General features: G+C 71.5%; 7 protein-coding genes, 1 tRNA gene and 3 pseudogenes. 2 read left to right on the top strand and 9 right to left on the bottom strand.

Annotated elements, in window-relative coordinates; genetic code table 11:
• Positions 1-23: 23 nt before the first annotated feature.
• From OZN99_RS19790 to OZN99_RS19780, 3 genes are all read right to left on the bottom strand, one after another.
• Positions 24-1,121: a branched-chain amino acid ABC transporter permease gene (locus tag OZN99_RS19790; protein ID WP_270936980.1), complete on the bottom strand. Its 1,098-nt coding sequence runs from the start codon at positions 1,119-1,121 to the stop codon at positions 24-26.
• Positions 1,118-2,131 (bottom strand): branched-chain amino acid ABC transporter permease, encoded by a 1,014-nt coding sequence (locus OZN99_RS19785; protein ID WP_270936979.1) that lies wholly within the window; start codon positions 2,129-2,131, stop codon positions 1,118-1,120. The genes OZN99_RS19790 and OZN99_RS19785 overlap by 4 nt, the downstream gene beginning before the upstream one ends.
• 196 nt (positions 2,132-2,327) lie before the next feature.
• A complete protein-coding gene (locus OZN99_RS19780) occupies positions 2,328-3,608 on the bottom strand; it encodes an ABC transporter substrate-binding protein (protein ID WP_270936978.1) in 1,281 nt (426 codons plus the stop codon).
• 266 nt (positions 3,609-3,874) lie between these two features.
• On the opposite strand from OZN99_RS19780, the pseudogene OZN99_RS33565 reads away from it, so the two are divergent.
• Both OZN99_RS33565 and OZN99_RS33560 read left to right on the top strand, forming a co-directional pair.
• Positions 3,875-4,177: pseudogene (locus OZN99_RS33565) on the top strand (IS30 family transposase); the annotation flags it as partial.
• Between the two features lie 19 nt (positions 4,178-4,196).
• Positions 4,197-4,426, top strand: a pseudogene (locus tag OZN99_RS33560) (IS3-like element ISMxa1 family transposase); the annotation flags it as partial.
• Between the two features lie 104 nt (positions 4,427-4,530).
• Here the strand turns inward: OZN99_RS33560 and OZN99_RS19765 are convergent.
• The 6 genes and pseudogenes from OZN99_RS19765 to OZN99_RS19740 form a co-directional block, all read right to left on the bottom strand.
• Positions 4,531-4,607 (bottom strand) — tRNA-Met (locus tag OZN99_RS19765).
• A 44-nt stretch (positions 4,608-4,651) separates the two neighbouring features.
• Positions 4,652-5,764 carry a tRNA 2-thiouridine(34) synthase MnmA gene (mnmA, locus tag OZN99_RS19760; RefSeq protein WP_270936977.1) on the bottom strand — a complete coding sequence of 371 codons (1,113 nt, stop codon included), beginning with the start codon at positions 5,762-5,764 and terminating at the stop codon, positions 4,652-4,654.
• Entirely contained in the window at positions 5,761-6,453 is a 693-nt protein-coding gene (locus OZN99_RS19755; RefSeq protein ID WP_270936976.1) for a TenA family protein, read from the bottom strand. The genes mnmA and OZN99_RS19755 overlap by 4 nt, the downstream gene beginning before the upstream one ends.
• 1 nt (position 6,454) lies before the next feature.
• On the bottom strand, positions 6,455-6,784 hold the full coding sequence (locus OZN99_RS19750) for a ferredoxin family 2Fe-2S iron-sulfur cluster binding protein (protein ID WP_270936975.1): 330 nt from the start codon (positions 6,782-6,784) through the stop codon (positions 6,455-6,457).
• An 8-nt stretch (positions 6,785-6,792) separates the two neighbouring features.
• Complete coding sequence (locus OZN99_RS19745; protein ID WP_270936974.1) at positions 6,793-8,004, bottom strand: cysteine desulfurase family protein; 1,212 nt, start codon at positions 8,002-8,004, stop codon at positions 6,793-6,795.
• Positions 8,005-8,011: 7 nt separating this feature from the next.
• Positions 8,012-8,397: pseudogene (locus OZN99_RS19740) on the bottom strand (cysteine desulfurase); the annotation flags it as partial.

The following is an 8,397-nucleotide window of genomic DNA, read 5'->3' as shown; positions in this document are numbered from 1 at the left end:
GGCCCCCGCGGTCGCGTCGGGCGTCATGGCGGCGCCCCCTCGCGCGCGCGGCCGGTCAGCGGATCCACCGCCTTGCGGCGCGCCGCGCGCCAGCGCTCCCACAGGCCGAGCGCGCCATCGGGCGAGAAGAACACGATGGCCAGGAAGCCCAGGCCGACGATCAGCTTGAAGCGCTCGTTCGACAGCCCGAAGGCGGACAGCACATCGGGGCTGTAGATGCTGAGGAGCACGAAGAGGAAGGCGCCGATAAAGGCGCCGATCGGCCTCCGGATGCCGCCGATCACGGCGATGATCAGGATGTCGATCACCGCGCCGATGCCGGCGGTGAACGGCGCGACCTGCTGGTTCTGCCACACCAGCAGGATGCCGCCGATCGCGGCGATGACGCCGGCGAAGCAATAGGCCGCGATGCGATGCGCCGTGACGTTGAAGCCCATCGCCGCCATCCGGCGCGGATTGTCGCGGATGCCCTGCAAGGCGAGCCCGAAGGGCGAGCGCGACACGTAGACGACCGCGAGGTAGCAGGCCGCCGCCCAGAAGAGGGTGAGGTAGTAGAAGGCGGTCGGCTGCCGCCAATCCACGCCGAACAGCATCGGCGGCACCACGCGGTTGAAGCCGTTGTAGCCGTTGAAGATCGCGTAGTTCTGCCGCGTGAAGTAGAAGAAGGCGCTGGCGATCGCCAGCGTGATCATGATGGTGTAGATGCCCTCGGTCCGCACCGCCAGCGCGCCGACCAGCGTCGCGAAGGCCGCCGCGATCAGGATCGCCAGCGGCAGGTAGAGCCACCAGGGCAGGCCGACGCTGATCTCCTGCACGCCCGAACTGCCGAGGATCGCGACCACGTAGCCGGCGAGCGCCGCGACCGTCATCTGGATCAGGCTGACCATGCCGCCGTAGCCCGCCAGGAACATCAGCGACAGCGCGATGATGCCGAGGCAGAAGGACCAGCCGAACACCTGGAACAGCCAGAAATTGCTGGCGGCCACCGGCATCAGCAGCAGGATCAGCCCGACGGCCCACCAGACGGCCGGTATCCCCTCCGGCCGCTGCGGCTCCAGCGGGGCGGCGGCACGGGACTCGCGGGATCGGTCGGCCGGCGCCACGCGCCCTCCCTCCGTCATCGGCGCGAGCCCAACAGGCCCTGCGGCCGGAAGGCGAGGACCAGCGCCATGATCAGGAAGGTGAACACCACCGAATAGGTCGGCGCGTAGACGAGCCCGATCTGCTCGACGAGCCCGATGATCAGCGCGCCGAGCGCGGCGCCGGGGATAGAGCCCATCCCGCCCACGATCACCACGACAAGGCTGGCGAGCAGGAAGCGCGTGTCCTCGCCCGGTGCGAGCGACTGGAAGGTGCCGCCGACCACGCCCGCGATGCCGGCGAGCCCCGCGCCGAAGCCGAAGACGGCGAGGAAGACGTACTGGATGCGGATGCCGGACGCGGTCAGCATCTCCTTGTCGTCCACACCCGCGCGGATCAGCATCCCGAGCCGCGTGCGGTTCAGCACCAGCCACATGGCCACGCCGATCACGATGGCCATGATCAGGATGGCGATCCGGACCTGCGGGAAGCGCATGTAGACCGGATTGCCCTGCCGGTCGGTGCCGACGACGACCGGCAGCGTCGCCGGCCCTTCCAGCCATTCGGGCGTCTGCAGCGTGTAGGACTGGCCACCCCAGATCCACAGCATGATGTCGGCGAGCACCACCGAGAGGCCGATGGTCACCATGGTCTGGCGCAGTTCCTCGCCTTCCATGCGGCGGAACACCTGGTGCTGCAGCAGCAGGCCGAGCAGCCCCACGATCACGAAGACGATCGGCAGGGTGATCAGCACGTAGCCGACGACATTCGACACGACGTAGCCCACATAGCCGCCCAGCAGATACAGCGAGCCATGCGCGAGGTTCACGTTGCGCATCAGCCCGAAGATGAGCGTGAAGCCGGAAGCGACGAGGAAATAGAGCGCGCCGAGGGTCAGGCCGCCGAAAAGCGCGTTGACGAAGACACGCTTGCGGCCGAGCACCTGCTCGAGCCCGGGTCCCCAGGGTGCCAGGATCAGCCAGAGCAGGAGCGCGGCGAGCACCACGACGATCAGCGTCCAAACCGGACGGCGACGCGTCACATCGGGCATGGCAGCAGGAACTCCGTGCGCGAGATCGGACGAGGATGGGTGACCGGAGGGCCGCGGCGTTCCTGAAGCCTCACGATCCAAGCGGCGCCCGCGGAATGGCTTCCGCAGGCGCCGTGGCCGTCATCCCAGGCGAAGGAAGGGCGGGCTTTCGGCGCACCGCGGGAAGGACAACCCGCGGCGCGCCGCCTGCCGGCGATCAGCCGCCACCCAGCGCCCGGCAATCCGGGTTGGTGCGCGACGGCAGCCCGAGGGCGCGGAACGCCGCCAGGTCCATGCCGAGCGTCTGCGTCACGCCTTCCTGGCGGCCGACATTGCGGTTCACCAGGTTGCCGCCGGAGCCTTCGGCGACCTCGTTGATGAACACCGTGCCGGTGGCCTGGCGGTTCTCGTTCAGCGAGATCTCCCCGAGCGGGGTCGCCAGCCGCAGCTGGGAGAGCGCGGCGTTGAAGCGGCGCTGGCCGTCGCTGAGGTCGCCGTTCACGGCGTTCAGCCCGGCGATCGCCGCCTGGGTCGCGATGTAGTAGCCGACGCCGAAGAGCGAGGGCGTCGGGAAGCGCTGGTTGGCCGGGAAGGCCTCCTGATAGGCGCGGACATAGGCCTGCCAGGCCGGCGAGTTGTTGTCCTCGGCGATCGGGCCGGAGGTCAGCGCGCCGATCAGCGCGTTGCGCGCCCGCCCGCGCGCGGTCAGCACCGTCGGGTCGGCCATGATCGTGCCGCCGAGGATGCGCGTGCCCGCGCCGGCCTGCTGCCACTGGTTCAGGAAGTTGATGGCATCCGTCCCGCCGAGGCCGAGATAGACGGCGTCGATGTTGTCCGGCAGCTGCGCGATCACGCCGCCGAAGTCGGTCGCGCCGAGCGGCACCCAGAAGCGCTGCACGATCGTCCCGCCGGCGCGGCAGAAATCCACCGCGAAGCCCATGAGGTTCGTGTGCCCGAAGGAGTAGTCGGCCGCGACGGTCGCGATCCGGCGGATGTTGCGCTGCTGCACCGCGAAGCGGCCGAGCCCCGCGCCCCACTGGTTGCCGTCGAGGTTGAAGCGGAACACGTTCGGCGCCGGATCCACGAAGGTCATCTCCATCGCACCGGAGATGCCGTTGATGAAGGTGCGGTCGGGGACGGTCTTGGCGAAATCGCGGATGGCGATGCCCTCGGAGCCCGAAAGCGGACCGATGACGAAGTCCACGCGATCCTGCTCGATCAGCCGCCTCGCCTGACGCACGGCGGTGTCGGGCCGCGTGTCGGTCGGCGCCACCACCGTCTCGATCCGACGGCCGCCTGCCGTGTTGTTCACCTGCCGCAGCGCGAGCTCGACGTTGCGCACGCCGTCCGCCCCGCCGGCCGCGAAGGCACCTTCCAGCGCGACGAGGATGCCGATGCGGATCGGCGGCTGCGTCTGCGCCGCCGCCTGCACGGCAAATCCTATGGAGAAGACCGCGCCACCGAGCAGCCCCAAGAGCGACCGCTTACCCCAGTTCATCCATGTTCCTCCCGTTGATTCGGTGCGGGGCCCTCGAGGAACAGCGGCCAGTCGCCTGGGTCGCCCTGTCCCTTGGCAGAATTGCACCGCCCGATCTGCGCCGGGTGCGGGCCCACACTTACGCGAACGTGACGGCAGGATGTCGGCTTCGTCAAGCGCAATCTCATGCGCGGAAGCTGCCTGCGGAGCCATGCGGAATCGGCGTCGGGCGAGACGGCACGAGCCGGATACGGTGACGCCGCCGGCCGGTGGGAAGGGTGCTGCCGTCGCTCGCCCGGGACCAGGGCGTGGAGATGAGCGAACCCGCCAGGCTGCGGATCGACGCCGGCGTGGCGGATCGTTTCTGCGATCCGCACAGCCCGTGGCAGCGAGGCACGAAGGAGAACACGAATGGGCTGCTGCGGCAGTACTTCGCGAAGGGCACTGACCTGAGCGTTCGCAGTGAGGACGAACTTGCCGCGGTGGCGGCGGCGCTCAATTGGCAGGCCGCGCAGGACGCTGAACCGGAGCACGCCGGCAGAGGGATCGATGAGGCGCAGCAGACGGCGCAGAGGGGCGTCGCGACGACCGTTTCAACCCGGGCGATGCACCTCCGTGGCCTTCGGCCTCAGATGCAAAGAGGCGGGCGTGCGCCCCTGCGCGGGCTCGGTCGGGGATGCCTGTGACAGCGCCATGGCAGAGGCGTTCTTCGCGACACTCGAGTGCGAACTGCCGGACCGGCGCAGCTTCCGCTCTCAGCCCGGATGGCCATGTAACGGTTCATCGAAGGCTTCTGCGACCGGACCAGGCGCCATTCCGCCCTGGGCTATCTCTCGCCCATCAAGGACGAAGCCGGAGCCATGGCGGAGAACCACGGATCCCCACCCGGCAACCGTCCCCGGAACCGGGCCAATCTCAGATCACGAGTTCAGAGGGCTGTGGTTGGTAGCGGCGAGCGGACTTGAACCGCTGACCCCGGCATTATGAGTGCCGTGCTCTAACCAGCTGAGCTACGCCGCCCCAACAAGCATCGACGCGCCCAGGGCCCGCCGAGGGCGCCCCGGTTACGCCGCGGCCCCTTGCCTGTCAACGCCTGCGGCGGGCTCGCGTGCCTCGGCGCGGATGAAGCCCGCCGCCATCACACGCTCGCCGTCGTACAGCACGCAGGCCTGGCCGGGCGCCACCACGTTCGGGTCGTCCAGCACCACGCGCAAGAGCCCCGCCGCGGCATCCCAGGCGGCCGTGGCCTCCCGCGGCGCGTCCCGCCCACGCAGCTTCGCGCGCACGCGGATCGGATCGGCTGGCGGTGCGGCCAGCCAGTTCACCTCGCCCGCGACCACCTCCCGCCGCGGCAGGGCGCCGCGCGGGGCGACGACCACCCGGCGCCGCGGCGCATCCACGGCGGCGACGAACAGCCGCTCCGCCGCGCCACCCAGGCCGAGCCCCTTGCCCTGCCCCACCGTGTAGCGCCCGATGCCGCGATGCGTGCCCAGCACGCGCCCCTCGACATCGACGATCTCGCCAGGCTCCGCCGTCTCCGGGCGCAGCCTGGCGACCGTCTCGGCATAGTGGCCGGCGGGGACGAAGCAGATGTCCTGGCTGTCCGGCTTCTCCGCCACGGCCAAGCCGAGCCGCCCCGCCGCCGCCCGCACCGCCGCCTTGTCCGGCATGTCGCCCAGCGGGAAGCGCGCGAAGGCCAGCTGGGCCGGCGTCGTCATCGCCAGGAAATAGGACTGGTCGCGCGCCGGGTCGGCGGCGCGGTGCAACTCTGGCCCGTCCGGCCCCTCGACCCGGCGGGCGTAGTGGCCGGTGGCCAGCGCCTCGCAGCCCAGGTCGCGGGCCAGCGCCACCAAGTCCTGGAACTTGACGGTCTGGTTGCAGCGAATGCAGGGGATCGGCGTCTCGCCGCGCGCGTAGCTGTCCGCGAAATCCTCGATGACCGCGCTGCGGAAGCGCGCCTCGCGGTCCAGCACGTAGTGCGGGATGCCCAGCCTGTCGGCCACGCGGCGCGCATCGTGGATGTCCTGCCCGGCGCAGCAGGCGCCCTTCTTCGCGACCGCGGCGCCGTGGTCGTAGAGCTGCAGCGTCGCGCCCACCACCTCGTGCCCGGCCTCAGCCAGCAGCCCGGCGACCACCGAGGAGTCGACGCCGCCCGACATGGCGACCAGGACCTTCATGCGGCCCGCAGCCCCATCGCCCAGAAATCGGCCTCCAGCCGCGCCGCCTTGGCGAAGTCGGCGCGCAGCGCCGCGAAGCGCGCGGCGCCGCCATGGCTCTCGCCCAGCGCGTCCAGCCGCGCCGCGGCGCCCCGCGCCAGCGCCTGGTACTCCGCGCCGGCATACATGGCGATCCAGGATTCGTAGGCGTTGTCGTCGCGCGACCGCGTCGGGCTCGTCTCGATCGCCAGCGCGATCTCGCCATAGCCCACGGTGCAGGGCGCCAGCGCCACCTCCAGGTCGAGGATGTCGCCCGCGATGCCGCGGTCCAGCACCCAGCGGGTATAGGCCACCGTCTCCGGCGCCTCCGGCTCGGCCAGGATGGCGTGCTCCGCGATGCCCCATTCGGCGCAGTAGCCGACATGCAGCGTCATCTCGTGCAGCAGCGCCTGGATGGCGGCGGCCTTGTCGCGGAAGGCGTCGAGGCTCTCCGCCTTGTAGGCGGCGAGCGCGAAGGCGCGCACGAACTGCACCAGGAACAGGTAGTCCTGCACCAGATAGCGCTTGAAGGCGGTCAGCGGCAGCGTGCCGTCGGCGATCCCCTGGACGAACGGATGCCAGGTGTAGGCCTGCCACTCCGCCGCGCAGGCCTGGCGCAACCGCCGGAAGAGGCCGCCCTCGGCCCCGTAGGCCGGGACGGTCGGCATCATCTCAGCCCAGCGCGTTCCGCGTGGCGGAGGGCAGCTTCACCACCAGCCCGTCCAGCGCCTCGGTCATGATGATCTGGCAGCCCAGACGCGACGTCTCCTGCAGGTCGAAGGCGAGGTCGAGCATGTCCTCCTCGTCCTCGGTGGGCGAGGCCAGCTTGCCGAACCAGGCGCCGTCCACCACCACGTGGCAGGTCGAGCAGGCGAGCGAGCCCTCGCAGGCACCCTCGATATCCACGCCGTGCTTGTGCGCGATCTCCAGCACGGACAGCCCGAGCGGCGCGTCGACTTCCTTGCGCGTCCCGTCGCGCTCGATGAACGTCATCTTCGGCATCTGAGGCCCTACTCCGCCGCGCCTGCCATACCGGCCGGGGCGCCCATCCGTTGCGCGATGGCCCGTCGCCACGCGGCGCCCAGCGCCGCGGCGGCCAGGTCCACCTCGGCGGGGGAGGTAAATCGGCCGATCCCGATCCGCAAGGTGGCGCGTGCGCGCGCCTCCGGCAGGCCGAGCGCCTTCAGCACATGGGAGGGCTCGACCTCCGCCGAGGAACAGGCCGAGCCGGTGGAGACGCAGACCGCCGGCGCGGCCTGCATGATCTCCTGCGCGGTGACGCCGCCCGGGAAGGCCAGCGAGAGGTTGCCCGCCACGCGCGGCGCCCCGGCCGCGTTGAGGTCGAGCCCCGGCACCTCGGCCCGCAGCGCCGCCAGGAAGCGGTCGCGCTGCCCGGCGATGCGGCCGGCATCCAGAGGCGCCTCCCCGGCCGCGATCCGGCAGGCCTCGCCCAGGCCGACGATCAGCGGCGCCGGCAGCGTGCCGGAGCGCAGCCCCCTCTCCTGCCCGCCGCCGGAGAACAGCGGCGCGAGGCGCACCCGCGGCCGGCGGCGCAGATAGAGCGCGCCGATCCCCTTCGGCCCGTAGAGCTTGTGCCCGGACAGCGACATGAGGTCGGCGCGGATCGCGCCGACATCGAGCGGGACGCGCCCGGCCGCCTGCGCCGCGTCCGTGTGGAACAGCGCGCCGTGCCGCTTCGCGATCGCGCCGACCGCGGCGAGGTCCTGGACCACGCCGATCTCGTTGTTCACCGCCATGACCGAGACCAGCAGCGTGGGCGCCGCGGCCAGCGTCGCCTCCAGCAGGTCGAGGTCGAGCAGCCCGTCCGGGCGCACCGGCAGCACCACGGGCTCGAAGCCCTCGGCGGCCAGGTCCTTCACGCTTTCCAGGACGCATTTGTGCTCGGTGGCGAGCGTCACCACGCGCAGCCGGTCGGTGCCCTGCGCCTTCGCGAACCGCGCAGCGCCCTTGATCGCCAGGTTGTTGGATTCGGTGGCACCGGAGGTGAACAGGATCTCCGACGGCTCCGCCCCGACCAGCGCCGCGACATGGCCGCGCGCGTCCTCCACCGCCTCCTCCGCCGCGCGGCCCATCGCGTGCTCGACGGAGCCGGGATTGGCGAAGTTCTGCTCCCACCAGGGCCGCATCGCCGCCAGCACGCGCGGGTCCACCGGCGTGGTGGCGTGGTTGTCCAGATAGATCGGGCGGTTCGGCCGGGTCATCGCGCCGCTATGTGGCGCGTCCGGCGGCGTTCCGCGAGAGCCTGTCCCGCATCGCCCCCCAGGCCGCCACGAACCGCTCCGCCGAATCCGCCTCCGCGTTCCATGGCAGCGAGACGCGCACGGCGGAGCCGGCCTCCTCGCCCAGCCCCATCGCCGCCAGCACGTGGCTGCGCGCGACCTTGCCCGAGGAGCAGGCCGCGCCGGCCGAGACCCGCACCCCCGCCAGGTCCAGCGCGATCACCTGCGTCTCCGCCGGCACGCCGGCCAGTACGAGGCAGGTGGTGTTGGGCAGCCGCGGTGCGCCGCCGCCGGCCACGCGCGCGCCCTGGGCGACGCAGGCCGCCTCGATCGCATCCCGCAGCGCCGCCAGCCGGGCGGCATCCTCGGGCCGGG

The sequence above is a fragment of the Falsiroseomonas oryzae genome, from assembly GCF_027856955.1.
Taxonomy (GTDB): Bacteria; Pseudomonadota; Alphaproteobacteria; order Acetobacterales; family Acetobacteraceae; genus Falsiroseomonas; species Falsiroseomonas oryzae.
The sequence above is the reverse complement of the archived record's forward strand: the minus strand, read 5'-3'. Positions and strand labels throughout refer to the sequence as shown.